A 25,473-nucleotide genomic window follows, 5' to 3' on the forward strand; every position below is an offset into this window, starting at 1 on the left:
CCGGCGTGGTGGTGGAGATGCCCCACAAGAAGCCGCCGAAGCGGGAGTTGACCTTCGCTCAGCAGCTGTACAACCACTTGCTGAGCCCCTTACGCGTGGTCATCGAGCATGCCCACCGGAATGAAGCGCTTGCGCATGGTACAGGACACGTTGCGCTTGCGCGGCCAGTGGCGGCGCGACACGGTCATCGTGGTCGCCTGCGGGCTGCACAACCTACGCGTGCGCAGTCCCCTGCGCCTCTACGCGCCCGATAAATTCCCCAAACTGTCCGAATAAGGTTTATTATTCCGCTGCTGGTGCCGCTGGCGCTGCGTGGGGTGGCCTACAAGCCCATCGGGGCCTCGGCCCTGCTGCGCCGCAACCTGCTGGTGTACGGCCTGGGCGGCGTGCTAGTGCCCTTCATCGGCATCAAGCTGATTGACCTGGTAGTGGGGCTGTTTTTGTAGAAAGCTTAAGTCTGAATAGATAAAAAAGAATGTCATGCTGAGCGAAGCCGGAGGCGAAGTCGAAGCATCTCTACCGCAGTAGTATTCAATACCGATTCAACGAAGCGGTAGAGGTGCTTCGGCAAGCTCAGCATGACAGACAACACCAAATCAACATGAAACAAAACCTGCTTCCCGCATTCCGCCTGACCCTTGTGCTGCTGGTGGTGTGCTGCCTGATTTACCCGATGCTGGTATGGGCCGGCGCCCAACTGGCCCCGAGCGGCGGCCAGGGCGAAACCATCAGCCACAACGGCCGCGTGGTGGGCTACGACAACGTGGGCCAGAACTTCACCCGGCCTGAGTACTTCCAGGGCCGCCCCTCGGCCGTGGACTACAACGCCGCCGGCTCGGCCGGCTCCAACAAAGGCCCCAGCAACCCCGATTACCTGGCTACCGTGCAGGCCCGCTTGGATACGTTTCTGGTGCAGAACCCCGGCGTAACCAAGGCCCAGGTGCCGGCCGAGCTGCTTACTGCCTCCGGCTCGGGCCTCGACCCGCACCTCTCGCCGGCCGCCGCCACCGTGCAGGTAGCCCGTGTGGCCCGGGCGCGCAGCCTGGAGCTTGCCAAGGTGCAGGCCTTGGTAGCCCAGCAAACCCAGCATAGCGCCTTCGGTCCTGACCGGGTAAACGTGTTGCGCCTGAACGTGGCCCTCGACGACCTGCAAAACCGCTAATGGTGGTGCATCCTTATCGGGCCCGCGCACACTGGCGGTTGCGGGCCCATCGGCATCGGGGCCGCCACTTCCGGCCGGGCTATACCTTACTGGCTCTGGCGCTGCTGTGGCTGCTGCTGGAGCTGGTAGCCTGATGGCACTGGGAACATTCACTTGGTTGGCTTCGCTCTTAGCCCGAAAGGAATTGAGGCACAGCGTTGCCAGCCGGATTTCGTTGCTTTACTTCTCTATTTCTACGCGCTCCGCGTTACCAGGCGCTTTTCCCTCCATGAAACCACTGTTTCTACTCGCAACTGCTGCGCTGCTTACGGCTTCGGCTGCATCGGCCCAAACTACGCCTGACTCCACTGCCGCCCCGGTGCCACCTACCAACCCGCTGACCACCTACGGCTTTGTGGATGGCTACTACGGTTATGATTTCAAGCACGCAGCCACCAACCAGCGCCCCGGCTTCCTGTACTCGCACAACCGCCAGAACGAGTTTACGGTGAACAACGCCATCATCGGGCTTCGCTACGACAACGGGCAGGTGCGCGGGGCGCTGGGCCTGCACGCGGGCACCTACGTATCGGCCAACTACGCGGCCGAGGACCAGGTACTTAAGCATTTCTACGAGGTCTACGCGGGCTTTCGGCCCTTCCGCAAAGCCTGGCTGGACGTGGGAATTTTCGGGTCGCATATTGGTTTTGAGTCGGCCATGAGCAAGGACAACTGGACACTGACCCGCTCCCTGATGGCCGAAAACTCGCCCTATTACGAGGCCGGCGCTCGGTTTACCTACGAGGTGTCGCCGAAGCTGACGCTGACCGGGCTGGTGCTCAACGGCTGGCAGAACATCCGCGAAAATAACCAGGCCAAGGCTCTGGGCACCCAGATTCAGTGGAAGCCCACTGATAAGCTGCTCATTAACAGCAGCACCTTTTACGGCAACGAGCAGCCCCAGGACTCGGTGCGTCGCCGCCGCTACTTCCACGATTTCTACGTGAGCTACGCCGCCACCGACCGCCTCAGCCTGGCCCTGGTGTTCGATGTGGGCAAGCAGGAGAGCGAGCGGCGCGGCGGCCGCGCCGATACCTGGCACACCGGCGCGGCCTTTGTGCGCTATAAGCTGACCGATAAGTGGACCGCCGCCGCCCGCGCCGAGTACTACAGCGCCGACCGGGGCGTCATCATCAGCACCATTTCGCCGGTAGCCGCTGCCACTGATTTCAAGGTGCAGGCCGCCTCACTTAACCTCGACTACGCGCCCACTAGCAACATGACGTTCCGGGTAGAGGGCCGCACCTTCCACGGCCGCCAGCCATTTCTCACTGACCGTAACGGCAACCCTACGCGCAACTACGGCAACATGACCAGCAGCGTGGCCATTTCGTTTTAACACCAGTTCTTTCCGGTCATCTTTCCCAGGCTATGTCTCCTCCTGACGACGAAAACAAGCTGCGCGACCAGTCCGCCGAGCGGTTTCTGCGTCTGGTGCAGGAGCGGCGGCGCGGGCGGCTGAAAATCTACCTGGGCCTGGCCGCCGGGGTCGGCAAGAGCTACCGGATGCTGCAGGAAGCCCACGACCTGCTGGCCCACGGTGTGAACGTACTCGTCGGATACGTGGAAACCCACGGCCGCGCTGACACGGTGGCCCAGGTGGCGGGCCTGCCCGTGCTGCCGCGCAAAAGCGTATTTTACAAGGGCCGGGCGCTGGAGGAAATGGACCTGGACGGCATCCTGCAGCAGCGCCCGGCCGTGGTTGTCGTCGATGAGCTGGCTCACTCTAACGTGCCCGGCTCACGCCACGAAAAGCGCTGGCAGGACGTAGAGGAAATCGTGGCCGCCGGCATCTCCGTCATCACGGCCCTGAATGTGCAGCATTTGGAAAGCCTGCATGACCAAGTGCTGCGCATCACCGGCACCGACGTCACGGAACGCGTGCCCGATGTGCTGCTGCGGGCCGCCGACGAGGTCATCAACGTGGATTTGACCGTGGACGAGCTGCGGATCCGCTTGCAGGACGGCAAAATCTACGCCCCCGACAAGGTGCCGGCCGCACTGACCAACTTCTTCCAGCGCGAGCACCTGCTGCAGCTGCGCGAGCTGGCTTTGCGCGAAGTCACGCACGCGCTGGGCTTTCAGATTGAGAGCGACGCGGGTGGGGCCCGGGCCGTGGCCCCGGAGCGCCGCAACGCAGACCGCCTGCTGGCCTGCATCAACTCCAACGACCGGGCGGCCAAGGAAATCATCCGCAAAACCTCGCGGCTGGCGGCGCGCTTTTCAGCCTCCGCCTGGTATGTGCTCTACGTGCAGACCGGCCGCGAAACCGCCGACCGTATCGGCCTGGCTACTCAGCGCCATCTGCTCAACAACCTGCAGCTGGCCACCGAACTGGGGGCCCAGATTTTGCGGGTGAAGGATGACGATGTGGTGGGGAGCATCCGCCGCGTGGCTCGCGAAAAAAACGCTACGCTGCTCGTGTGCGGCATCACGCGCGAGAAAAGCGCCTGGGAGCGGGTATCCCGCCGCGGCATAACCTACGACCTGCTGCGGGCCGTAGCTCGTGACGATACTGATCTGGACGTGTACTTAATCAGTTACTAGCGCCTGACCGTTCTATAAAACTGGGATAGCCCAAAACATGAACCTCAAAACCAAAATCACTCTGGGTTTCCTGGCCATGCTGCTGCTGCTGCTCAGCATCGGGGGCTACGGCTACTATTCGCTGCACCAGCTTGACCGCAACTCGCGAAATGTGCTTACGGCCAACTTATACTCGGTGAACCTGGGGCAGCAGATGCTGCGCGCCCTCGACCAGCTCGGCCGGCAGCCGCTCTCCGATACGGCGGGCACGGCCCGCTTCGTGGCGGCCCTCGACCAGGAAGCGCGCAACATCACCGAGCCCGGCGAGCAGCGGCTCGTGGACGAAATGAACCGACGAATACGGCAGCTGCAACGCCAGCAGCAGGATGCCTTGCGGGCGGGCTCCGGCCCGGCCGCTGCCTCGCCGGAGCCCGCCGCGCTGCGCCGCCTCACCTACCAAATGATAGAGCTGAACACGAGGGCTTTGAACCAGAAAACCGAAGCGGCCAACCGCCGCGCCGACCAGGCCAACCGCAACCTGCTGACCTTTCTCACCCTGGCGACCCTGCTGGCCCTCGGCCTGGTAGCCAGCGTGCCCGAAGCGGCGGTGCAGCCCCTGCGCAAGCTCACGGCGGCCCTGCGCCACGCCACGGAGCGCGACTTTTCAGCCACCATCCCGCAGGAAAGCCACGACGAGTTCGGGCAGGTCGCGCGGGCGTTTAACCAGATGCTGAGCCAGCTGCGCGAATACCGCAGCTCTACGGCAGCCGAACTGATAACCGCGCGCAACCGCGCCGCCAGCATCGTGAATACCCTCGACGAAGGCCTGCTGCTACTGGATGAGCACCGCCGCATTCTGCTGGCCAACCCCGTGATGTGCGAGCTGCTGGGGCTGCCGGCCGAAAAGCTGGTGGGCCAGCCCGCGCCCCTGGTGCGCCTGCACAACGACCTGCTGCAAGCACTGCTCACCCCGCTCGACGCGCCCAACCGGGCGGCGGCCGTGGCCGAAGCACCGCTGCTACGCATCAGCCAGCGCGGCGAGGAAGCCTTTTACCGCCTGGCCGTGCAGGACTTGGTGTCTTTTAACGAGGCTACTGAAAAAACCGAGTTTGTGGGCCAGATTCTGACCCTACGCAACGTGTCGGACTTCAAAAAGCTCGACCAGGTGAAATCCAATTTCCTGGCCACCGTCTCGCACGAGCTGAAAACCCCGCTTTCCAGCATGAATATCAACCTCAAGCTGCTGCAGGATGAGCGCCTGCCCGCCGACGAGCGCCTACGCATCACGGGCCAGGTACGGCAGGAAACCCAGCGCCTGCAGCGCATGGTGGCTGAACTGCTCGATGTCTCGCGCCTCGACGCGGGCGCCGGCATCCAGCTCGACCTGCGCCCCACTAACCTGGCCGACGTGGTGCAGTACGCCACCGCCACTGTGCAGGCCCAGCTCACCGACAAGCACCTGCGCCTTGACCTGCTGCTGCCCACCAACCTACCCGCTGCCCGCGCCGACGTGGAAAAAACTACCTGGGTGCTCATCAACCTGCTGGCCAACGCCATCCGCTACTCGCCGGTGGGCGAGGCCTTGACCGTGCGCGCCGCCCCGGCCGGCGCCTTCGTACAGGTGAGCGTGCAGGACCACGGGCCCGGCATAGCGGCCGACCATCACGACCGGATCTTCCAGCGCTTTGCCCAGATTCCCGACAAAACCGGCTACCGCGGCGGCTCCGGCCTGGGTCTGAGCATCGCACGCGAGTTCATCACCACCCAGGGCGGCCGGCTGTGGGTGGAAAGCGAGCCGGGCTCCGGCAGCACATTCCACTTCACCCTGCCCACAGTATAGCCGCCTGGGCGGCCTTCTTTTCAAAAAGCTGCCCCGCAACGTGTTCCTCAACAACATCCTCAAGGCCATCCGGCTGGTGATGGAAGACGTGGTGCTGGTGAACGTGGAGCACGAGAAGTTTCCGGTGGCCCTCTGCAGCCTGCGCCAGACACTGGCGGCCCGGCAGTTCCTGGCGTTCGGCAAAAACCTGCTCGAGTTGGCCGTCTACACCACCCAACCCTATGAGCCGGTGCTGCTCTACGGCAATACCGCCTTCCTCGGGGCCAGCGAAATCAAGATGCTCGAATACGACGCCGGCCGCAAAAAGCAACTCTGGCAGCCGATGCAGCGGATGTTTTTATATAGTCACTACCCACAAAAAAAGGCCGGCTCCATGTGGGGCCGGCCTTTTTTGTGGAAATATTAGTGCTTACTTCAGCACCGAAGCCAGCTTGGCTTCCAGAGCCTCGCCACGCAGGTTTTTACCGATAATGCGGCCCTGTGGGTCGAGGAGAATGGAGGCCGGGATGGACTTGATGCTGTACGTCTGGCCGGCGGCGCTTTCCCAGCCTTTCAGGTCCGAAACGTGCTTCCAGGTGAGGCCGTCGGCCTGAATAGCTTTGAGCCACTTGTCGCGGTCCTGGTCGAAGCTCACGCCGTAGATTTCGAAGCCCTTGCCTTTGTACTTGTTGTAGGCTTTCACCACGTTGGGGTTTTCGCGGCGGCAGGGGCCGCACCAGCTGGCCCAGAAGTCAATCAGCACGTACTTGCCGCGCAGGCTGCTCAGAGCTACGGCTTTGCCATCGGGCGCAGCCAGATTGATTTCCGGCGCGGCCGAACCCACGGCAGTGGCGCGCATAGGCTCTATCTTGGCGACCAGCGCCCTGGTATAGCGCGAGTCGGGCAGTGTGGTTTTGAACTGCGTGGCCATCGAGTCGGCGAAGCCGAACTGCTCCTCCGGGTTAATCAGGTTGGCCACCACGAAGGCCGACACCACCGACTTGGGGTTCTGCTTCACCAGCGCCTTCACACTGTTGGTGCTGCGGGCCTGGGCAGCGTAGAACTGCTTTTCCAGCGCCTGCATCGAGTCGGCACGGCCGGCCTGCGCGTTCTGGTTGTAGCGCTGCTCCAGCCGGCCCATCTGCTCCTTCGACTGCTGCATGGTGCGGTTCAGCTGCTGCAGCAATTCGGAGTCTTTGGAGCCTTTCACGGTGTAAGTTTCGGCCAGTTTCTGGGCGTCGCCGCTGAGCTCCACTTTGCTGCCGTTGCTCAGGGCCAGCAGCACCTGGCTCTGGTCGGAGGTTTTCACCTGATAGAGGCCGGCTTCGGGCACGGTGCCCGTAAAGCGGAACTGCCCTTTGTCGTCGAGGGAGGCCGTATCGCGCGAGATGAACTGCGTTTCGCCCAACTCGGCCAGATACACTTTGGTGCCGGCCGGGGCGTTAGTCAGCTGGCCGCTAAGCTGGTAGCCCGCGTCGCCGGCGGCTCCGGTGGTAGTAGGCGTCGTGTTTTTGGTGCAGGCATTGGCCATGCCCAGCACAGCCCCAACAAACAGCAGACTTTTCATTTTCAACATATTCAGGAGGAAAGCCGGCAGGCCTGCCGGCGTTGGTTTCGCAAAAGACGAGGGTTGCGGCTGCAAGTTGCCGATTTCGGCCGGATTTGGGAACATCCCCCGGCCCGGGCCTCAGAACAGCGCCGCCGCCGGGCTGGTTCGCTGCCGCTAACGACGGAGGGCCGGCTCTAGCGTGCGGCTGCTAGAAACTATTCGGCAAAAAGGTCGTCCTGCTGCGTTTTCATGCCTCAGAACGACCTTAGGGTCATTACCGCTTATGGTTGGTGGCTAGGCGTCGAGCTTCTGGCGCAGGAGCTGGTTGGCCAGCTTGGGGTCGGCCTTGCCGCCGGTCAGCTTCATCAGCTCGCCCATAAACATGCCCGTGAGGCTCTTTTTGCCCGCGCGGTACTCGGCCACCTTGCCCGGATTGGCATCCAGCACCTGCTGCACCATGGCTTCCAGCGCCCCGGCATCGGATTGCTGCAACAAGCCCTGCGCTTCGGCCGCGGCGGCGGCAGTTTGCGTGGGGTTGTCGAGCAGGTACGGGAACAGCTGCTTGCTGGCTACCGAGTGGCCCACCTTGTTGTCGTCGATGAGCTGAATGATGTCGGCCAGGTGCCGGGGGCTCAGCGGGAACTGGTCGAGGGTGAGGGCCCGCTCGTTGAGGTAGGCTTTTACGGGGCCCGTCACCCAGTTGGCGGCGGCTTTGGCGTTGGGCGTGAGGCGAGTCAACTCGTCGAAATACAAGGCCAGCTCTTTCTCGGCCGTCAGCACCGTGGCGTCGTAGTCGGAAAGGCCCAGCTCGCCGGTGAAACGGGCGTAGAGCTGCTGCGGCAGGGCCGGCAACTCGCTCTGCACCCGGTGCAGCCAGGCATCATCAATGATGACGGGCGGCAGGTCGGGCTCCGGGAAATACCGGTAGTCGTTCATGGTTTCCTTGCTGCGCTGGCCGTTGGTGGTGCCGGTCTGCGCATCAAAGCCGCGGGTTTCGCTGTCGATGATTTCACCGGCTTCTACCAGCTGAATCTGCCGCTCGATTTCGTACTCGATGGCGCGCTGCACGTTGCGGAAGGAGTTCATGTTCTTCACCTCCACCTTGGTGCCGAACTTGTCGGCGCCGCGCCGCATCACCGAAATATTGGCGTCGCAGCGCAGCGAGCCTTCTTCCATGTTGCCGTCGCAGATGCCCAGGTACTCCACCAGCTTCTTGATTTCGGCCAGGTAGGCGTAGGCTTCCTCCGCGTTGCGGATGTCGGGCTCCGACACGATTTCAATCAGCGGTACACCGGCCCGGTTCAGGTCCACGAGGGTTTCCACTTCGCCGGCCAGGTGCATGCTCTTGCCCGCGTCCTCTTCCATGTGGATGCGGGTGATGCCGATTTTCTTGGTGGAACCGTCGGAAAGGCGGATTTCCACATGGCCGCCGGTGCAGATCGGGGTTTTGTCCTGCGTAATCTGGTAGCCCTTGGGAAGGTCAGGGTAGAAGTAGTTTTTGCGGGCAAACAGGTTGTCGCGCCGGATCTGGCAGTTGGTAGCCAGGCCCATCTTCATGGCAAACTCCACGGCCGAGTAATTCACGCGCGGCAGCGTGCCGGGGTGGCCCAGCGTAATGACACTCAGGTTGTTATTGGGAAGCGCGCCGTACTCGTTTTCGTCGGAAGAGTACATTTTGCTGCGTGTGAGCAGCTGCGCGTGCACCTCAAGGCCGATGACAGGCTGGTAGTTGGCTTTGATGTTGTCGTCCATAGAAAAATCAGGCGGGTTGGCCGCCGGGGCTGCAAGTTAAAACTATCTGCCTGAGAAAAGTTGCCCGCCCGAAGCCTCAATAGCTTTTCGGCCCCCGGCAGTGAGCCGCAGCAACCGGGCGGAAGATCCAGCTCTGATCAGTGGGGCCCTCACTCCTCTTCCCTAACGGACTACAGTGGTGTCAATCAGGCGAGTAGCCGGCCCGGTCGCGCCGCTGCTGGCAGTGCCGCACAATGTCGTCGAGGGCCGCAATGACTTCCGTAATTGTGCGCGGTTCCATAAGGGCATAAAAAAGAGGCGAGCCTACAAGCAGGCTCGCCTCAAGTTCGAAAATACCGCCAAGTATTACGCTAAGCTTTTGCTGATCAGCTCCTCGGCTTTGCTTATAGCGGCACCCAAACCGGCCGCATTCTTGCCGCCGGCCGTGGCGAAGAACGGCTGACCGCCGCCGCCGCCCTGGATTTCCTTGGCCAGCTCGCGCACCAGAGTAGAGGCGTTTAGCTTGCCGCCTTTGGCCAACTCATCATCGAGCATGACGGCCAACTGCGGCTTGCCGTCGATTTCGGCGCCGAGTACCGCTACCAGGTTGGGCACCGACTGGCGCAGGTTGAAGGCTAGGGTTTTGAGAGCGTCGGCGGAAGTGGCCTGCACCTGGGCCGCCAGGAAGCTCACGCCGCCTAGGGGCTTCACCTGCCCTACCAGCTGGTCTTTCTGCTGGTTGATGCTTTGCTGGGCAAACTGCTCGATCTGCTTGCGCAGGGTGGCAATTTCCTCGGTCTGCTTCTCGATGCCCGGAATGAGGTGCTGCGGGTTGCCGAGGGCCTCGCGTACCTGCGCCAGCAAATCCAGCTGCTGGTTCACGAAGGCTTCAGCCGCTTCGGCCGTGACGGCCTCAATGCGGCGCACGCCGGCTCCTACCGCGCTTTCCGAGGTGATTTTGAAGAAGCCAATGTCGCCGGTGGTCCGCACGTGGGTGCCGCCGCACAGTTCCACCGAGAAGTCCCGGTCGAAGGTGATGACGCGCACAAACTCGCCGTATTTCTCGCCGAACAGCGCGGTAGCGCCCAGGTTTTTGGCCTCATCAATGGGCACGTTGCGGCGCTCATCCAGCGGAATCTGCTGGCGGATGCGGGCATTTACCAGCGTTTCCACCTGCCGCAGCTGGTCGTCGGTTACTTTGGTGAAGTGGCTGAAATCGAAGCGCAGCAGCTTTTCGTTCACCAACGAGCCTTTCTGAGCCACGTGCGAGCCGACTACTTCGCGCAGCGCGGCCTGCAGCAGGTGCGTGGCCGTGTGGTTGCGCTGAATCTGGGCGCGGCGGGCGTGGTCGTAGCGGGCCAGAAACTCGCCTTCCACATCCTGCGGCAGCTCCAGCACGGTGTGCACAATCAGGTCGTTTTCCTTCCTGGTGTCCAGCACGCGCACCTTGCTCAGCGGCGACTCCAGGTAGCCCGTGTCACCAATCTGCCCGCCCGATTCGGCGTAGAACGGCGTCTGGTCGAGCACGACCTGGTACTCGGTTTTGCCTTTGCGGTCGGTGCGGCGGTAGCGCAGGATGCGGGCCGGCGCCTCCTCCTGGTCGTAGCCGACGAAAGCGGGCTGCTCTTCCGATTCTTTTACGATGGTCCAGTCGCTCTGCTCGGCCTCCTGGGCGTTGCGGCTGCGGTTTTTCTGAGCATCCAGCTCCTTCTTGAAGCCTTCCTCGTCCACCGTCAGGCCCTTTTCGCGGGCAATGAGAGCGGTGAGGTCCAGCGGGAAACCGAATGTATCGGACAGCTCGAAAGCCGTTTTGCCGTCGATGCGGTTGCCGTTCTGGCGGAACCCCTCTTCCAGCGTTTCGAGGCGGCGCAGGCCGTTTTCCAGCGTTTTCAGGAAGGCAATTTCCTCTTCCTCAATCACGCGCTGCACGAATTGCTGCTGCGCTTTCAGCTCCGGGAAAATACCGGCCATCTGCTCGGCCAGCACGGGCACCAGCTTATAGAGGAAGGGCTGCTTCTGGTTCAAGGACGAGAAGGCATAGCGCACGGCGCGGCGCAGAATCCGGCGAATCACGTAGCCGGCCTTCACGTTCGAGGGCAGCTGGCCGTCGGCAATGGTGAAGCTGATGGTGCGGATGTGGTCGGCGATAACGCGGATGGCAATGTCCGTTTTCTCGTTTTCGGTGGCGGGCTGGTCGTTCACGGTGGCCGGGGCCGTGCCGTGGTACTTGATGCCTACCTCATTGGCAATGAACTGGATGAGCGGCTGGAATACGTCGGTGTCGTAGTTCGACTTCACGCCCGATACGGCCATCATCAGGCGCTCGAAGCCCATACCGGTATCCACGTGCTGGGCGGGCAGCTTCACCAGGCTCTTGTCGGCGAGGCGCTGAAACTCCATGAACACGTTGTTCCACACTTCCACCACCTGCGGGTGGTCGGCGTTTACCAGCTCGCGGCCCGATTTCTGGGCTACTTCCGCCTCGTCGCGCAGGTCGATGTGGATTTCGGTGCAGGGGCCGCAAGGACCCGTATCGCCCATTTCCCAGAAGTTGTCCTTCTTGTTGCCGGGCAGAATCCGGTCGTCGGTGGTGTACTGGCGCCACAGCTCCTGCGTCTCGGTGTCAGCCGCCAGCTTGTCGCCGGCGTCGCCCTCAAAATACGTCACGTAGAGGCGGTCTTTCGGCAGCTTATATACTTCCGTGAGCAGCTCCCAGGCCCAGGCAATGGCGTCCTTCTTGAAATAATCCCCAAACGACCAGTTGCCGAGCATCTCGAACATGGTGTGGTGGTAGGTATCGTAGCCCACCTCTTCCAGGTCGTTGTGCTTGCCCGATACGCGCAGGCACTTCTGGGTGTCGGCAATGCGCTTGAAGGGCGCGGGCTTGTTGCCGAGGAAGTAGTCCTTGAACGGGGCCATGCCGCTGTTAATGAACAGCAGCGTGGGGTCGTCCTTCACCACAATGGGCGCCGAGGGCACGATGTGGTGGCCTTTGGAGGCGAAGAAATCCAGGAACTGCTGGCGGACGTGGCTGGCGGTAGGGAGTGACATAAGCGGAACACCAGGCCTGAACCCGGGAGTTGATAGGAATCGGTGGAAACAGGGCTGCCCCAAATTGGCGGCGGCCGGTATTTTGGTTACTTTTCGCCTTTCCGGCGGAAAAGCGCTTCGGGCAAAGTTAGCCGACTTTATAGAAGTGAGAAATGAGAAGCTAGAGCTTAGATTCTTTTTCAGCGCTTCTCTTTTCACTGCTATGGCCTTCTTTGCTCTATCCTCTCAGTTCTGAGTTCTATAACATGCCCTACAAAGAGCGCGACATCGAGAAGCAGTACTTCACCATTGGCGAAGTAGCCGCGCAGTTCAATGTGGCCCCATCCCTGATTCGGTTCTGGGAAACCGAGTTTGAGGAGCTGCGCCCGCGCAAAAGCAAAAAGGGCAACCGCCTCTACACGCCCCAGGACGTGGATATTTTCCGCACGATTTACCACCTGGTGAAGGAGCGCGGCTACACCATTCCCGGCGCTCGTGAGCTGCTCAAGCAGAAAGGCCCGCAGCTCAAAGAAAAAATCGACGTGATTCAGAGCCTGGAGAAAATCCGCAAGTTCATGGTGACCATGAAAAAGGAACTCGACGCCATTGGTAAGGCGCAGCAGGAGGGGTAATTTTATTCGACCCGTCATCCTGAGCGCAGCGAAGGACCTTATCACGTCAGAACAGTAGCTGTTCGATAGTAGCCCAGACGTGATAAGGTCCTTCGCTGCACTCAGGGTGACGATTTAACTTAATACTACGCTATGTCTATTTCTACCCCCGACGATACCCTCCTCCACGAAGTCGCCCTGACGCTTTTCCCCAACATCGGGCCGCAGCTGACGCGGCAGCTGATGAGCTACGGCGGCTCGGCCAAAAACGTGCTGCACCTGCCGCCGGGCAAGCTGCGCAAGATTCCGGGCATCGGGCCGGCTACGGAGGCCATCCTGACCGGCGGGGAGCGAACCAAAGCGCTGAAGCAGGCGGAGGACAGCCTGCGAAAAGCCGAGAAGGAAGGCGTGCAGCTGCTCTTCTACACCAGCAAGCAGTTTCCGGCGCGCCTCAAGCAGCTCCCCGACGCGCCCACTCTGCTTTACTACCAGGGCACCGCCGACCTGAACCAGGCCAAAACCCTGGCCATTGTGGGCACCCGGCAGGCCACCGACTACGGCCGCGAGCAAACCGAGCGGCTGGTGCAGGGCGTGGCGTCGCACCGGCCTTTGATAGTGAGCGGACTGGCGTACGGCATTGATATTGCCGCGCACCGGGCCGCGCTGCAGCATGGGCTGGAAACCGTGGGCGTGATGGCCACGGGCCTGGATGTGCTCTACCCCCACGCCCACCGCAAAACCGCCGAAAAAATGCTCACCCAGGGCGGTCTGCTCACGGAATTCGCCTTCGGCACGCCCCCCGACAAGTACAATTTTCCCGCGCGTAACCGCATTATTGCCGGCCTCTGCGACGGCACGGTAGTGGTAGAAGCAGCCCGCAAAGGCGGCGCCCTGATAACGGCCGACCTGGCCCAGGGCTACGACCGGGACGTGCTGGCCGTGCCCGGGCCGCTGGGCTCCCCGGCTTCAGAAGGTTGCCACGAGCTGATCAAAGCAAACCGCGCCGCGCTCTACTCCGAGCCGCAGGACGTGGAGCAGCTGCTCAACTGGGACCTGGCCCTGCACCTGTCCGGCAAGCCTAAAAGCCCCGCCACTTACGATGCGCTGGATTTCAGCCCCGAGGAGTTTCAGCTGGTGACGGTGCTGCAGGCCGCGCCGGGCCGCGAAGAGCACCTCGACAATCTGGCCTGGAAAGCCCAGCTGCCCATTCACACCACCGCGTCGCTGCTGCTGGGCCTGGAGTTCCGGAGCTTAGTGAAGGCGCTGCCGGGCAAACGGTTTGTGCTTGTTTAGCTTTTTTATTGTCAGTTGTTGGTTGCTGATTGTCAGACCGATAATAACTAACAGCTGACAACCAGCAACCAGCACCCGACAACCACCACCTATGCTTCTCCACAACGGCCAGCTACTTCCTGAAGCCGATTTTGCGTTGCCGCTGCCCAACCGGGGCCTGTTTTTCAATGATGGGTTCTTTGAGACGATGGTGTGGGCAGCCGGCGCAGTGCGCTACCTGCCGCAGCATCTGGCCCGCATGCAGCAGGCGGCCGCTGCCCTGGGCCTGGAGCTGCCGGCAGCACTGGCCACCGCCGGGGCGCTTATGGCTACGCTGGGCCAGCTCGTAGCTACTCAGACTTCTATTTCGGCGGAATACCGCGTGCGGCTGCAGCTCTGGCGCGGCGGTGGCGGCCTCTACACTCCCGAAACCGAGGCCGTGGAATGGCTGGCCACCAGCCGGCCATTCCACGAAACCGAAACGGCAGTGACTTCCTGTGGCTTTGCCGAAACGGTACGGACGCAGGCCTCACCGGTGTCCTTCTGCAAAGGCCCCAACGCCCTGACTTACGTGCTGGCGGCGCGCGAACGGCAACACCGCAACCTTGACGAGCTGCTGCTGCTGGACGCGGCCGGCCACGTGGCGGAAAGTGTGGCGGCGGCGGTTTTCTGGCTCCGGGATGGGCAGCTTTTCACTCCTTCCCTGGAAACCGGCTGCGTGGCCGGCGTACGGCGCGCCCACCTGCTGCAGGTGGCCCGGCAGCAAGGCCTGGCGGCCTACGAAGTGCTGACCGAGCCAGCCGGATTGCTGGCGGCGGAGGCAGTATTCACCGCCAATGTGGCGGGTATCAAAGCGGTGCGGCACCTCGGCGCAACTCGCTATGCCGCTGAACACCCGCTGCTGGTAGAGTTGCGGCGGGCTGAACGGCTTCCTTAGCGAGCCAGACCGACCGGCCGGCACCGCAGCTTCAGCCAGCTTTCCTCAAACTCCTGCAAATCCTCTTCCGTGACGTCGTTGAGGCGCAAAACCTCCTCCCGCTTGCGGTGATAGGAATCCAGCGAATAAAGCGCAATCCAGGCGCGGTGCTGCCGAGACAGAGAGCTGGACGGCGGACTGATAAGGGCAGTTACTGTCATGCAGGCACATACGGCACTGCTTTTTATTTGGATTTTATGAAGTACAATTAAATTATACTAAGAACATTTATTCTCTCGTAAGTGCAACAGCAGCCCGCTGCGCTACCGGATGAGGTAGTTTACGGTAAGCGTTTCCTTGGTGCTGGCCGCCGCCGGCTCAAACAGCAATCCACTCGGGACGCGGCGCGCTTCCTGTAGCAGCTGGGCCTCCGCTTCTGCCTTTGCCTGCGGGGTGATTTCTCCAAACAGCGGCATCAAACGGGTGCCAGCCCCCTGCGCATCAGCCACGGTACCATCAGCCGCAATGGTGAGCCGCACGGAAACCTGGCCTTCCAGCCCGGCCCGTAGTGCCGCGCTTGGGTATTTGATTTTGCCCCACATGTAGCGGAAGAACAGCGAATCGACGGGCAGGCGGCGCTGGCTGGCCAGCCGCTCCCCGATACCCCGCTGCAGCCGTAGCGCGGCGGGCGGCGGCACCGGCGGCTTTGGCTTGACCGGAGCCGCTGGCCGGGCTTCCCACCGGTTGTATACCGCACTCTGGGCACTGGCAGGCCGCCCTGCCACACAAGCCAACCCAAAAAGCAGCGCGGCCCTCTTATTCATTGTGAAGCAGTATACGCCTGCTCTACCGATGGCCGGCCGCCTGGCTTCGGCTATACCGCAACCGGCGCCTTAATGGCGGGCCAGGGCTCGTAGTTTTCGAGCGTGAAGTCGTTGTACTGAAACGCGAAAATGTCCTCTACTGCGGGGTTCAGGCGCATCTGTGGCAGCGGGCGGGGCTCCCGGGTGAGCTGCAAACGGGCCTGCTCCAGGTGGTTGCTGTAGAGGTGGGTGTCGCCGCCGGTCCAGATGAACTCGCCGGGTTCCAGGCCGGTTACCTGCGCCATCATAAGCGTGAGAAGGGCGTAGCTGGCAATGTTGAAGGGCACGCCCAGGAACACGTCGGCGGAGCGCTGGTAGAGCTGGCAGCTGAGCTTGCCATCGGCCACGTAGAACTGAAACAGCGCGTGGCAGGGTGTCAGGCGCATCTGCGGCAGCTCGGCCACGTTCCAGGCCGATACCACCATGCGGCGCGAATCGGGCTGGGTGCGCAGCAGCTGCACCATCTGGGCAATCTGGTCGATGCTCTGGCCGTCGGGAGCCTGCCAGCTGCGCCACTGCTTGCCGTAGATGGGCCCCAGCTCGCCGTTTTCGTCGGCCCACTCCCGCCAGATAGTTACGCCCACATCCTCCAGCGACTGGTTGCTGGTGTCGCCGCGCAGAAACCACAGCAGCTCATGGATGATGCTTTTCAGGTGCACTTTCTTGGTGGTCACCAGCGGGAAACCCTGCTGCAAGTCAAACCGCATCTGGTAGCCGAACACCGAGAGCGTGCCGGTGCCGGTACGGTCGGTTTTCCGGGTGCCGTTATCGAGAATGTGCTGGAGCAGGGTGTGGTACTGGTGCATGGGGAGAAAAGCTGGTCGAAACAGACGCCAAAAGTAAAGAAACTCCGGTAGCCGTAGGCGCAAAGTTGTGGCTAGAACGAGGGCAATTCGGTGCTTTCTGGCAGGACTTCCCGCCAAGCCTCTGTTTCGGCATAGTGCTTTACTACACGTCCCCGCTCTTCCAGAAAACCCCGCAGGTAGCGTTTCAGCACCAATGCATCGACTAGCTGGCCTAACCAACCCAGCGGAGATGCAAACTGGAATACGTCCCGCATAATGGTGCCTGATTCAACTGGCAGGAAGTGATGCTCGTAAGCGTCTGCCACACGCCGAAACGTCGGGCCCGAAACGTAACGGAGTCACCAAGTTGCAGAATACCACTATAAATGTCTCCTATAAGCTCTTCCTTGGTTTGGCCGGCTGATATGGGGTGCAAATCAACGCTCAAAGCTAGTTGGAAGCAGCGTTCCTGCGGAGCGTTGATGAGGGTCAGAATTTCAATAACCGGCATGTGTCTGGAATTACAGGAATTGGTATGTAATCGTAAGTTCCTCCTGAGTGGTTGTCCCGGGTTGAAAGCGCAGTTGGCGTAGCAGTACCGCAGCCTGCTGCACCATCTCATCCCGTCCTGTTGCTCCTGCAGGTATTGTATTTTCTACCTCGCTTAAGCTGCTTACCTGGCCGGCTGCATTAATGGTCAGGCGCATTGTAATTTTTCCTTCTACTTGTGCCCGAAGCGCCTGAGCTGGGTAGCGAATGGTTTTTCTTAAATAATCATAATAGCTGTTGTCTTCCGGAATCGTTCTGCTCTCCTTGATGCGTTGCCCGATACCACGTTGCAGAAGGGGCACTCCGGTAGCAGAAATGGCAATGCGTATTGAATCCCGGCGCAACGCCTGTAGACGATTCAGCGAATCCTGCCGAATTTTTGCTCGCATGACCTGTGGCCCGCGTTGGGCAACGGTGACATGAGGCTGTGAGGGAACTACTGGACTTGCCTCCCAGCGGTTGTACGTAGCCTGCGCCCGGGCCTTCTCTTCAGCGGTAAGCAGCAGGAATGATATCACTCCAAGCTTCATCAGCATCTTGGTTAGCATAGCTTGGTTATGTGGTGTGTGCCAAGCAGGCTTCTCTAAAACCTAATAAGCCCCGTTTTTCGGCCTTTTTCAAGTATCTTTTAATAGGACTATACCTGACCTTTGAAGGCACATTAAAGGAAAAGTAATCAGGCAGATGGCTCCTCTCCCAACTGCAGCCTAGCTCCTCCAAGCGCTGCTGTATGCTGCCACTTGTATCTGCCTGCATAACAACAATCTGTACTGTCGTATTGCCAGACTCTTCGACAAGGCTCTGCACTACTAATTCGCCATCTTCGTCTTCAGCCAGCACTACATCACCCAAAGCATAACTCGTGACAAAAAAAGGGATATTATCTAACCGATAGTGCCCCTGCTCTTGAGCAACTACTTGCGCCCACATACTTTCAACGTACTCCTCATCAAGTACAGTGTTGAAGAACCTAAAAACTACTTTGACAGCAGTTGTGGTTTCTATTAAGCTCATGCCTTTACTGACTGAAAATAAAAAACACCCCAGAAACGTAAGCTTCTAGGGTGTTTTCCGTGTCAAGTATAAGATTCTTACATCGTCTTCACGGCCGGAGCCGCCGGAGTGGCGGGCGTAGCGGCAGCGGTTTTGGCGCCTTTCTTCATGCAGCACGAAGGCGTCCCGGCCGTGTTGCCTTCCTTGGCGCAGTTGGCCTTCATTTCGGTGGAGCAGGCTTCTTTGGACTTGCCTTTCTTGGCAGCTTTGTCGCCTTCATGGGCGGAGGCGGAACCAACGAAGGCAAACAGGGCGAGGGCGAGCAGGGCGTTTTTCATGGGCAGGTAGAAGATGAAACCAGAGGAAACAAAAGCGGGAAAACAGTGGTTGGCTTGGCGCCGCCCCTAAGGTAGGAAATGTAACAGAAGCTTCGGCAGTTGCCGGCCTGAAATTTCCTCCCGGCCGCCTCAGCCCGGCCCCGGTGGCCGCTACCGTTTCTCTATGCCCCTCCGACGTCTCGCGCATTTTACCTTACTGGCTCTTGGGCTGCTGTCGGCTCTGGCCGTGTTTTTCGTGGCGCAGCTGCGCTTCAACTACAACTTCAACGACTTCTACCCCGCCGGCGACCCGGACCTGGACTACTACATGGCGTACTCCGGGCGCTTCGGCAACGACAACGACTACGTGCTGCTGGGCCTGGAGGCCCCGGCCGGCCAGACCGTGTTCGAGCCCCGATTCCTGACCCGCGTCGATTCGCTGACACGGTTCATCCAGGGCCGGCGGCACGTCACGCAGGTGTCTTCGCCGACCAACGCCACTAACCCGGTGGTGGAAGGGCTGGGCGTGTTCAACGTACCCTACCTGCACCCGCAGGAGCCGGCGCGGCGCGCCCAGGACTCGGCGCTGGTGTTTCGCACGCCGGGCCTCGTGGGCAACCTGATTTCGCGGGACGCCCGGGCGGCCACCATCCTGTTCCAGACCTCACCCAACCTCAGCAAGCCCCCGGGCGACTCGCTGCTGGCGGCCGTGCGTACCGAGCTGACGCGGCAGGGCTTCGCGGAAAACGAGTACCACATGGCCGGCAAAATGGTGGCCCAGTCGGTGTTCGTGGACCGGCTGCAGGTGGAGCTGGCCGTGTTTATGAGCCTCTCGGTGGTGCTGGTGACGGGGCTGCTGTGGCTCACGTTCCGGACGTGGTGGGGCGTGGTGCTGCCGCTGGTGGTGGTGCTGGGCTCGATTCTGTGGGGGCTGGGCGTGATGTCGGCTTTCGGGGTGAGTATTGACCTGATGACGGCGCTGCTGCCGGTGATGCTGTTCGTGGTGGGCATGTCGGATACCATCCACATCATCACGCGCTACGTCACGGAGCTGGGCTACGGGGCCAGCAAGCGGGATTCGCTGCTGATTGCGCTAAAGGAATCGGGCTTCGGCTCGGGACTTTCCGCCCTCACCACCAGCATCGGCTTCTTCACGCTGATGACCAGCACCATCCGGCCGATTTACAACTTCGGGCTGTTTACGGGCATTGCGGTGCTGCTCACGTTTGCGCTCAGCTTCACGCTGCTGCCGGCCATGCTGTTGCTGCTGCGCAAGCCTCAGCTGCGCATTCCGCGCGAAACCGGCCGCAGCTGGGACGGCGTGCTGGGCCGCCTGTTCCGGACGGTGCTGGCGCGGCGGCACTGGGTGGTGGCCATCAGCGGGCTGGTGCTGGTGCTGTCGGTGGCCTCGGCCTCGCGCATCCGCATCAACTCGGCCCTGCTGGATGACCTGTCCCAGAACGACCCGGTGAAGCTGGATTTCAGGTTTTTCGAGCAGCATTTTGCCGGCGTGCGGCCCTTTGAGCTGGATTTGAAGCCCGGAGCCGGCCGCACGATTTACGACCTGGACGTGCTGCGGCAGACCGAGAAAATTGAAGGCTACCTGCAACAGACCTACGGCCTGAACTTCGTGGCTTCGCCGGTTACCATCATCAAATCGGTGCGCAAAGCTCTGAATGGCGGCCTGCTGGAAGAGTACCGTTTGCCTGACTCGGAGGCCGAGCTGGCGCGCCTGACGCGCAAGGTGAAGCTGTTTCGCAAGAAGCAGGAGTTTCGGGCGCTGGCATTGCCCAATGGCACGGAAGGCCGCCTGACGGGCCGCATGCCCGATGTGGGCAGCATCCGGGCTGATGCGCTTAATGCCGATTTGCGGCGGTTTCTGCGCACTTCCGTGGACAGCACGGTGCTGCAGACCCGCCTCACCGGCTCGGCCAACCTTATCGACAAAAACAACGAAACCCTCACCCGCAACATGATTACGGGCATGAGCATCGACATTGTGATGGTGACGCTGATTGTGCTGCTGCTGTTCCGCAGCCTGCGCATGACGCTGGTGGTGCTTATCCCGAACCTGGTGCCTATCCTGATTGTGGCGGGCGTGATGGGCGCGGCCGGCGTGAGCATGAAGGTGAGCACCAGCATCATCTTCACCATTGCCTTCGGTATTGCCGTCGATGATACCATTCACTTCATCAGCAAGCTGAAGCTGGTGCTGCTCCAGGAGCCCAGCCTGTTCAAAGCCGTGCGCAAAACCTACCTGATGGCCGGCAAAGCTGTCATCGTCACCTCCCTGATTCTGGTGGGTGGCTTCTCGACGCTGATTTTCTCCTCGTTTGATGGCACGTTCTACGTGGGCCTGCTCATCGGCCTGACGCTGCTGTTCGGGGTAGTAGCCGAGCTGACGTTGCTGCCGATTCTGATTCTGGCCTTCTACCGCCACAAGCCCAAAGAAATCCGGCAGCCAGTGCCGGCACTGGGCGGGTAGAACTACCTCCGGACAAAAACGACCGGCCTGCTCTTCCACAAGCAGGCCGGCCGTTTTTGTTGCTGGCTCGTGGCTGATCAGGGTTGGGCAAGCGTGAGGCCTACCGGAGCCAGCAGCGGCCCGTCGTCGTAGAAATTGAGGTAGAGTAGCATGGGCTTGGCACTCCCGGCCCAGCTTACCTCGTACACATCCAGCATGCCCATTCCGCCGATAATACCGTTAGGCGTTTTGAAAGCGCAGCAGCTTCCGCGCCGCCGGTAGCTGATTTCTTCGCCGCCGGGGCCGCGCAGGGCGTTCAGGTAGCGCTGCTGGTTGCGGGCGCCCGAGTCGGTTTTGCCACCCACGCAAATGGGTTTTTGCTGCGTTACGCCGTATTCCGGGTCGGTGGCTACGGCCAGGCCGGAAGCCGGGGCTACGGTTTGGCGCGCATTGTCGTAGTAGCTTTGCGGCAAGTTGGTGGAACCCGTGATGTTCGGCTTTTCATTGGTGCCGGACGTCGGTTTGGCGGTCTTGCAGGCCGGCGTGGCCAGCACCGCGGATAGACTTAACAGATAGAATATTCGTTTCATAGCCCCGAGATACACTATTTACCATCCATTTCCTCTCACTACCCAATTTTTCTGCCTTGCTGCCCACCCGCTTTTTCCAGTTGCCCCTGTGTATCGGCCTGACGCTGCTTTCCTGCTCAGCCTTCGCCCAGACGCCCGCCGCTGCTACCCCTGACAACGACCCGCTGCCCCGCCTGATTCAGGAGCGCCAGCAAATGGTGCAGCAGTATGAGGCTGCCGCTGCCCAGCGCAATGCCTTTCTGGCCAATAAACCCAGCAAAAAAGACCTGCAGGAAGTAATAGACGCCCTGAAAGGCATCATCCGCAAGGACACTGAAATTGTGCGGGCCGTGCAGGCCGGTACCCTCCGCAAAACCGCCGCCGTAGTGGCCGAAAACCAGCAGGTGAAGCAGCTGGCCACCGTGGCCCAAACCGACCAGAGCAGTACCCGGGAGCGGTTCCACGACCTGGAAAACCAGATTGCCAACCTCCAGGAGCGGGACCGGCAGCGCACCAAGAAGCTCCAGGACCTGCAAGCCACCGCCGACGAAGCCACCGCCGCCCGCACCTCCCGCGAGCTGCTGGCCGCCGGTCTGGCCGTGTTGTCGGCAGGCCTGCTGGTGTACGTGCTCAAGCTGCGCGGCCAGCACAGCACCACAGCCAAGCGGCGAAAGTAGTCCCTAGTCCCGGTCCGACGCCGGAGGTGTCCGACCGGTTGTCTTCGTGCTGACAACCGGCGGTTTCAAGCCAGATCCTCCCCACGCGGTGCGCTCGGAAACCGGTCGGACGCCGGAGGCGTCCAACCGGCGGCCACTTATTCCCTCCCTCCATGCTCATTCCCGCCGCCCAGTTTCTGACCTACGCCGAGGCGGTGGAGCTGTACAATCAGCTGAAGGATATGGAGGTAGACGCACTGGTGAAAACCTGCGGGCCGCCTTCCTTCCCGTTCGGCGACGGGATGTACTACCAGCTGCTGATTGAGGAGGCCGACGTACCGATGGCGCAAGCCACGGTGGAAGCCTTTGAGGCAGAGCGCACTGCCCCCAAAGCCGTGCGCTGCCCGCGTTGCCGGGCCGAGGGAGCGGAGCCGCTGGCGCGGGTGGCGTGGTGGAAAAGAGTGGTGTATGCGGGCACCACGCTGCTGGAATGCCCGAAATGTAACGCGGTATTTCCGGTCTGAACCCCTACTTTGCCCCGGTAACCGGCCTGCTCCGGCCAATCTAACCGTGACACCGTTTTGACCTGGACCGAAGAACAGGCCCGCGCCCTCATCACCGACTCCGGCACCCTGAAACGGGGCCAGGAACTGGCCGCCCCTGCCAAGTGGGGCAACCTGGGCCAGACCGACACCGCCGCCTGGGGCGAGTGCAAAGGCAGCGGCAGCAAACCCTACCAAACCGGCATCGACCTGACCGCCCCGGCCTTTAAGTGCAGCTGCCCCAGCCGCGTATTTCCCTGCAAGCACGGCGCGGGCCTGCTCCTGCTGCTGGCCCGCCAGCCCCAGCTGCTCAGCGGCACCACCCCACCCGAGTGGCTGCACGAGTGGCTGGAAAAGCGTCAGCAAACCCAGGAGAAGCAAGTAGCCAAAGCCGTTGAAACGGCGGCGGCGGCCGACTCGGAAGCCACCGAAGCCGCCGCCGCAGTTGCCCGCCAGAAGCGCGAGGCCCAGCGCCAGAGCCGCATGCAGCGCGGGGCGCAGGAGCTGGAAACCTGGCTGGTAGACGTCGTGCGGGCCGGTTTGGCCGCTACCGACCAGCAGCCCCGCAGCTTCTGGGAAAATCAGGCCGCCCGCCTCGTCGACAACCAGCTGCCCGGCCTGGCCACGGTGGTGCGCGAGCTGCCTGCCTTCCGCCACCAGGGTGCCGACTGGCCCGCCCGGCTGCTGGCCCGGCTGGGGGAGCTATATCTGCTGGTGCGGGCCTTCCAGCGCCTGCCCGAGCTGAGCGAAAATGCCCGCCAGGAAGTGCTGCAGCTGGTGGGCGTGAATCTCAAAAAAGAAGACGTGCAGGCCACCCAGCCCGCCGTGCTGGATGAATGGCGCGTGCTGGACCTGACCACCACCGAAGAAGACCGCCTGACCGTGCGCCGCGCCTGGTTGCGGGGCCAGCAAACCAGCCGGATGGCCCTGGTCGTGGAGTTTTCCTTCGGCGGCCAGCCCTTCGCCACGCCGCTGGTGCCCGATGGCTCCTATACCGGTGAGCTGACGTTTTATCCGGGTTTGCTGCCCCTGCGGGCCATTCCGGGGCAGCTTACGTTCAAAGGTGTTCAGCCCGGCAACCCGGTACCCACCGGCAGCATCGGCCCCGGCCAGCTGCTGGAAGACTACGCCACGGCCCTGGCCCGGCAGCCCTGGCTGCGCGAGTGGCCGGCTTTGCTCAGCGGCGGCGTGCCCACGCCCGCCGCCGAAGGCTGGTTGCTGCAGTTTCCGGCTGAAACCGATGCGTCGGACATGGCGGGCGCCGGTTCACCAACCAGCAACCCCACCGAACTCCGCCTGCTCTGCGACGACCAGTTTGGCTGGGACTTGCGCGCCATCAGCGGGGGCTTCCCGCTCACGGTTTTTGGCGAATGGACCGGCCAGGGGTTGCGCCCTCTGGTGGGCTGGGATACGGTGGCTGAACTACAAACTGCCTAGCTGATGCCCGAAACCCACCCCACCCCGGAAACCGCCCTACGCCCCGCTGCCGACTGGCAACGCCTGCAGCGCGTGGCCCTGCTCGGCACCCGCCAAAGCCCCGACGAGCTACCCGCCGTGCCCGGCTTCACCCTCCCCGAAGACGCGCCCGACCACCGCGAAAAGCAGGCGTTATTGTCTGCCGGCGTACTCAGCACCATCCGCAAGGCCGGCTACCAGCCTGCTGCCGCTACTGCCGCTACCATACCCCCCGCCGCTCCCGAAACGCAGGCGGCGTTGGGAGTTAGCGGGGCACAGCTGCTGCAACAATTGCTGGAGGGCCAGTATCCGGAGCTGCTGCCGGAGTTCCTGGTAGCCCTGGCCGAGAACCAACGCCGGGTGCCGCACCAGCTGTTGGTAACGCTGCTGGAATACGCCCGCACCCGCTCCGCGCTGCACCGGCCCGCGGCCGCCGTGCTGGGGCAGCGCGGCGCCTGGCTGGCTGTCCAAAATCCGGCCTGGCAAATATTTCTGGCCGCTTCGGAGCAGGCCACCGAGGAAACCGCCTGGGAAACCGGCACCATCGCGCAGCGCACTATCTACCTGGAAACCCTGCGCCGCCGGGCCCCGACCCAGGCTCGGGAGTTGCTGGCCGCGGTATTGCCCCAGGAACCCGCCAGGCATCAGGCCCAGTTGCTGGAAACCTTGCAGGAACAGCTTTCCACCGATGATGCCGCTTTGCTGACGCAGTACCTCGCCGCCAAAAGCAAAGAAGTACGCCAAACGGTGCTGCCCCTGCTGGTGCGTCTGCCCGACAGCGCGGTACTGGAGCGACTATGGCAGCGCGCCGAGTTGCTAGTGCGCCTCAAGAGCAACCTCCTGAGCAAGAAACTGCTGGTAGAGCTACCGGCCTCCGACTGGGACAAAACCTGGCTCCTCGACGGTATCGAGCAGAAAGACAGCCGCTTCCCCGGCGAAAAAGCCGCGCTACTCGGGCAGCTACTGGCCCTGATTCCGCCCCAGCGCTGGGCCGAGCACTGGAGCCTCACTCCCGCCAAAATCATCGACCTGGCCGCCGACACGGAGTGGGCGGAGTTGCTGCTCACGGCCTGGTCGGAGGCGGCGGTACTGCACCAGGATGCGGGGTGGGCCCGCGCCTTGTTGGAGTGGCTGCACGCGCAGCCGCGCAAAAAAGCGCCCGGCCTGCCAGTAGCCCGGCTGGCGGCCGTGCTGCCGCCCGCCCAGCTCACCGAGCTGGTGCTGCCGCTGCTCAACGCCACCCCGCACTTCTCCACCGATGCGCCCTGGCAGCACCTGTTGCAGCTGGTCCCCGCGCCCTGGCCCGAAACCCTCACGCGCCGGGTGGTGGAGCTGCTGCGCCGGGCCCTGCGGCAGCCCACCGAGCTGTACCGCATTCAGTACGCCGCCTCCCAGCTGCTGGAGCACATGGCCCGCGTAGTCCCGGCAGCGCAATACGGCCTCTGCGCCGAGGCCCTGCAACCCCTGCTCCAGGACGTACCCTACCTGCACAACAGCCTCGCCCGCCTGCTCAACACCCTGCACTTCCGCCAGCAGCTGGCCGAGGCCCTCCACGAACCGCCCGCCCCTGGCTAGGGCCTGCCGTCGTCTGCCGGTCCGATGCTGTAGGTATCCGACCGGCAGGC

Annotated in this window: 24 protein-coding genes and 1 pseudogene; 15 read left to right on the top strand and 10 right to left on the bottom strand. The window is 62.2% G+C overall.

The window, feature by feature from the left end; translation table 11 throughout:
- Window positions 1–120: 120 nt before the first annotated feature.
- From BUE15_RS22100 to BUE15_RS18670, 7 genes and pseudogenes are all read left to right on the top strand, one after another.
- Complete coding sequence (locus BUE15_RS22100) at window positions 121–276, top strand: hypothetical protein (protein ID WP_170865158.1); 156 nt, start codon at window positions 121–123, stop codon at window positions 274–276.
- Between the two features lie 5 nt (window positions 277–281).
- Window positions 282–446, top strand: a pseudogene (locus tag BUE15_RS22105) (HAD-IC family P-type ATPase); the annotation flags it as partial.
- A gap of 155 nt (window positions 447–601) precedes the next feature.
- Window positions 602–1,162, top strand: a complete 561-nt coding sequence (gene kdpC / locus BUE15_RS18650; protein ID WP_073288390.1) for a potassium-transporting ATPase subunit KdpC — start codon at window positions 602–604, stop codon at window positions 1,160–1,162.
- A gap of 268 nt (window positions 1,163–1,430) precedes the next feature.
- A complete protein-coding gene (locus tag BUE15_RS18655) occupies window positions 1,431–2,540 on the top strand; it encodes a porin (protein ID WP_073288392.1) in 1,110 nt (369 codons plus the stop codon).
- Between the two features lie 32 nt (window positions 2,541–2,572).
- The gene (locus tag BUE15_RS18660) at window positions 2,573–3,748 is read left to right on the top strand and encodes a histidine kinase (RefSeq protein WP_073288394.1); all 1,176 of its coding nucleotides are present in this window, start codon (window positions 2,573–2,575) and stop codon (window positions 3,746–3,748) included.
- 37 nt (window positions 3,749–3,785) lie between these two features.
- Complete coding sequence (locus BUE15_RS18665) at window positions 3,786–5,567, top strand: HAMP domain-containing sensor histidine kinase (protein ID WP_073288395.1); 1,782 nt, start codon at window positions 3,786–3,788, stop codon at window positions 5,565–5,567.
- 40 nt (window positions 5,568–5,607) lie between these two features.
- Window positions 5,608–5,973, top strand: coding sequence for a hypothetical protein (locus BUE15_RS18670; protein WP_073288397.1), 366 nt, complete (start codon window positions 5,608–5,610; stop codon window positions 5,971–5,973).
- A gap of 3 nt (window positions 5,974–5,976) precedes the next feature.
- Here the strand turns inward: BUE15_RS18670 and BUE15_RS18675 are convergent, their stop codons facing one another.
- From BUE15_RS18675 to alaS, 3 genes are all read right to left on the bottom strand, one after another.
- Window positions 5,977–7,122 (bottom strand): TlpA disulfide reductase family protein, encoded by a 1,146-nt coding sequence (locus tag BUE15_RS18675; RefSeq protein ID WP_073288446.1) that lies wholly within the window; start codon window positions 7,120–7,122, stop codon window positions 5,977–5,979.
- A 267-nt stretch (window positions 7,123–7,389) separates the two neighbouring features.
- Entirely contained in the window at window positions 7,390–8,847 is a 1,458-nt protein-coding gene (gene gatB / locus BUE15_RS18680; protein WP_073288399.1) for an Asp-tRNA(Asn)/Glu-tRNA(Gln) amidotransferase subunit GatB, read from the bottom strand.
- 345 nt (window positions 8,848–9,192) lie between these two features.
- Window positions 9,193–11,877, bottom strand: coding sequence for an alanine--tRNA ligase (alaS, locus tag BUE15_RS18685; RefSeq protein ID WP_073288401.1), 2,685 nt, complete (start codon window positions 11,875–11,877; stop codon window positions 9,193–9,195).
- 245 nt (window positions 11,878–12,122) lie between these two features.
- On the opposite strand from alaS, the gene BUE15_RS18690 reads away from it, so the two are divergent.
- The 3 genes from BUE15_RS18690 to BUE15_RS18700 all read left to right on the top strand — a co-directional run bounded on the left by BUE15_RS18690 (window position 12,123) and on the right by BUE15_RS18700 (window position 14,676).
- Complete coding sequence (locus BUE15_RS18690) at window positions 12,123–12,488, top strand: MerR family transcriptional regulator (protein ID WP_073288403.1); 366 nt, start codon at window positions 12,123–12,125, stop codon at window positions 12,486–12,488.
- A 132-nt stretch (window positions 12,489–12,620) separates the two neighbouring features.
- On the top strand, window positions 12,621–13,760 hold the full coding sequence (gene dprA, locus BUE15_RS18695; RefSeq protein ID WP_073288405.1) for a DNA-processing protein DprA: 1,140 nt from the start codon (window positions 12,621–12,623) through the stop codon (window positions 13,758–13,760).
- 91 nt (window positions 13,761–13,851) lie between these two features.
- Window positions 13,852–14,676, top strand: coding sequence for an aminotransferase class IV (locus BUE15_RS18700; RefSeq protein ID WP_073288407.1), 825 nt, complete (start codon window positions 13,852–13,854; stop codon window positions 14,674–14,676).
- Here the strand turns inward: BUE15_RS18700 and BUE15_RS21780 are convergent.
- The 6 genes from BUE15_RS21780 to BUE15_RS18730 form a co-directional block, all read right to left on the bottom strand.
- A complete protein-coding gene (locus BUE15_RS21780) occupies window positions 14,673–14,876 on the bottom strand; it encodes a hypothetical protein (protein WP_139252425.1) in 204 nt (67 codons plus the stop codon). The genes BUE15_RS18700 and BUE15_RS21780 overlap by 4 nt on opposite strands.
- 102 nt (window positions 14,877–14,978) lie before the next feature.
- Window positions 14,979–15,353, bottom strand: a complete 375-nt coding sequence (locus tag BUE15_RS18705) for an energy transducer TonB (protein WP_170865316.1) — start codon at window positions 15,351–15,353, stop codon at window positions 14,979–14,981.
- A 176-nt stretch (window positions 15,354–15,529) separates the two neighbouring features.
- Window positions 15,530–16,324 carry a thymidylate synthase gene (locus tag BUE15_RS18710; protein WP_073288411.1) on the bottom strand — a complete coding sequence of 265 codons (795 nt, stop codon included), beginning with the start codon at window positions 16,322–16,324 and terminating at the stop codon, window positions 15,530–15,532.
- Between the two features lie 500 nt (window positions 16,325–16,824).
- Entirely contained in the window at window positions 16,825–17,400 is a 576-nt protein-coding gene (locus tag BUE15_RS18720; RefSeq protein WP_073288413.1) for a TonB family protein, read from the bottom strand.
- Window positions 17,401–17,407: 7 nt separating this feature from the next.
- Entirely contained in the window at window positions 17,408–17,866 is a 459-nt protein-coding gene (locus BUE15_RS18725) for a DUF4265 domain-containing protein (RefSeq protein WP_084549179.1), read from the bottom strand.
- A gap of 77 nt (window positions 17,867–17,943) precedes the next feature.
- Window positions 17,944–18,183, bottom strand: a complete 240-nt coding sequence (locus BUE15_RS18730) for a hypothetical protein (protein WP_073288415.1) — start codon at window positions 18,181–18,183, stop codon at window positions 17,944–17,946.
- A gap of 163 nt (window positions 18,184–18,346) precedes the next feature.
- Here BUE15_RS18730 and BUE15_RS18735 point away from each other — a divergent pair, with 163 nt between their 5' ends.
- Window positions 18,347–20,647 carry an efflux RND transporter permease subunit gene (locus tag BUE15_RS18735; RefSeq protein ID WP_073288417.1) on the top strand — a complete coding sequence of 767 codons (2,301 nt, stop codon included), beginning with the start codon at window positions 18,347–18,349 and terminating at the stop codon, window positions 20,645–20,647.
- A gap of 77 nt (window positions 20,648–20,724) precedes the next feature.
- Here BUE15_RS18735 and BUE15_RS18740 read toward each other — a convergent pair whose 3' ends face one another.
- Window positions 20,725–21,216 carry a hypothetical protein gene (locus tag BUE15_RS18740; RefSeq protein WP_139252426.1) on the bottom strand — a complete coding sequence of 164 codons (492 nt, stop codon included), beginning with the start codon at window positions 21,214–21,216 and terminating at the stop codon, window positions 20,725–20,727.
- 56 nt (window positions 21,217–21,272) lie between these two features.
- Between BUE15_RS18740 and BUE15_RS18745 the strand changes: the two genes are divergently transcribed.
- The 4 genes from BUE15_RS18745 to BUE15_RS18760 all read left to right on the top strand — a co-directional run bounded on the left by BUE15_RS18745 (window position 21,273) and on the right by BUE15_RS18760 (window position 25,423).
- The gene (locus tag BUE15_RS18745; protein WP_073288418.1) at window positions 21,273–21,872 is read left to right on the top strand and encodes a hypothetical protein; all 600 of its coding nucleotides are present in this window, start codon (window positions 21,273–21,275) and stop codon (window positions 21,870–21,872) included.
- 152 nt (window positions 21,873–22,024) lie between these two features.
- On the top strand, window positions 22,025–22,375 hold the full coding sequence (locus BUE15_RS18750; RefSeq protein ID WP_073288420.1) for a hypothetical protein: 351 nt from the start codon (window positions 22,025–22,027) through the stop codon (window positions 22,373–22,375).
- 57 nt (window positions 22,376–22,432) lie between these two features.
- Window positions 22,433–23,830: a hypothetical protein gene (locus BUE15_RS18755; RefSeq protein WP_073288422.1), complete on the top strand. Its 1,398-nt coding sequence runs from the start codon at window positions 22,433–22,435 to the stop codon at window positions 23,828–23,830.
- A gap of 3 nt (window positions 23,831–23,833) precedes the next feature.
- Window positions 23,834–25,423: a DUF5691 domain-containing protein gene (locus tag BUE15_RS18760; protein WP_073288424.1), complete on the top strand. Its 1,590-nt coding sequence runs from the start codon at window positions 23,834–23,836 to the stop codon at window positions 25,421–25,423.
- Window positions 25,424–25,473: the final 50 nt, after the last annotated feature.

The sequence above is a fragment of the Hymenobacter psychrotolerans DSM 18569 genome (assembly GCF_900142395.1).
In the GTDB taxonomy this organism is placed as follows: domain Bacteria; phylum Bacteroidota; class Bacteroidia; order Cytophagales; family Hymenobacteraceae; genus Hymenobacter; species Hymenobacter psychrotolerans.

Coding starts and splice junctions, on each gene's coding strand:
- BUE15_RS22100 (WP_170865158.1), top strand. CDS start 121: ATGAAGCGCTTGCGCATGGTACAGGACACGTTGCGCTTGCGCGGCCAG.
- kdpC (WP_073288390.1), top strand. CDS start 602: ATGAAACAAAACCTGCTTCCCGCATTCCGCCTGACCCTTGTGCTGCTG.
- BUE15_RS18655 (WP_073288392.1), top strand. CDS start 1,431: ATGAAACCACTGTTTCTACTCGCAACTGCTGCGCTGCTTACGGCTTCG.
- BUE15_RS18660 (WP_073288394.1), top strand. CDS start 2,573: ATGTCTCCTCCTGACGACGAAAACAAGCTGCGCGACCAGTCCGCCGAG.
- BUE15_RS18665 (WP_073288395.1), top strand. CDS start 3,786: ATGAACCTCAAAACCAAAATCACTCTGGGTTTCCTGGCCATGCTGCTG.
- BUE15_RS18675 (WP_073288446.1), bottom strand. CDS start 7,122: ATGTTGAAAATGAAAAGTCTGCTGTTTGTTGGGGCTGTGCTGGGCATG.
- gatB (WP_073288399.1), bottom strand. CDS start 8,847: ATGGACGACAACATCAAAGCCAACTACCAGCCTGTCATCGGCCTTGAG.
- alaS (WP_073288401.1), bottom strand. CDS start 11,877: ATGTCACTCCCTACCGCCAGCCACGTCCGCCAGCAGTTCCTGGATTTC.
- BUE15_RS18690 (WP_073288403.1), top strand. CDS start 12,123: ATGCCCTACAAAGAGCGCGACATCGAGAAGCAGTACTTCACCATTGGC.
- dprA (WP_073288405.1), top strand. CDS start 12,621: ATGTCTATTTCTACCCCCGACGATACCCTCCTCCACGAAGTCGCCCTG.
- BUE15_RS18700 (WP_073288407.1), top strand. CDS start 13,852: ATGCTTCTCCACAACGGCCAGCTACTTCCTGAAGCCGATTTTGCGTTG.
- BUE15_RS21780 (WP_139252425.1), bottom strand. CDS start 14,876: ATGACAGTAACTGCCCTTATCAGTCCGCCGTCCAGCTCTCTGTCTCGG.
- BUE15_RS18710 (WP_073288411.1), bottom strand. CDS start 16,324: ATGCACCAGTACCACACCCTGCTCCAGCACATTCTCGATAACGGCACC.
- BUE15_RS18720 (WP_073288413.1), bottom strand. CDS start 17,400: ATGCTAACCAAGATGCTGATGAAGCTTGGAGTGATATCATTCCTGCTG.
- BUE15_RS18725 (WP_084549179.1), bottom strand. CDS start 17,866: ATGAGCTTAATAGAAACCACAACTGCTGTCAAAGTAGTTTTTAGGTTC.
- BUE15_RS18730 (WP_073288415.1), bottom strand. CDS start 18,183: ATGAAAAACGCCCTGCTCGCCCTCGCCCTGTTTGCCTTCGTTGGTTCC.
- BUE15_RS18735 (WP_073288417.1), top strand. CDS start 18,347: ATGCCCCTCCGACGTCTCGCGCATTTTACCTTACTGGCTCTTGGGCTG.
- BUE15_RS18740 (WP_139252426.1), bottom strand. CDS start 21,216: ATGAAACGAATATTCTATCTGTTAAGTCTATCCGCGGTGCTGGCCACG.
- BUE15_RS18750 (WP_073288420.1), top strand. CDS start 22,025: ATGCTCATTCCCGCCGCCCAGTTTCTGACCTACGCCGAGGCGGTGGAG.
- BUE15_RS18760 (WP_073288424.1), top strand. CDS start 23,834: ATGCCCGAAACCCACCCCACCCCGGAAACCGCCCTACGCCCCGCTGCC.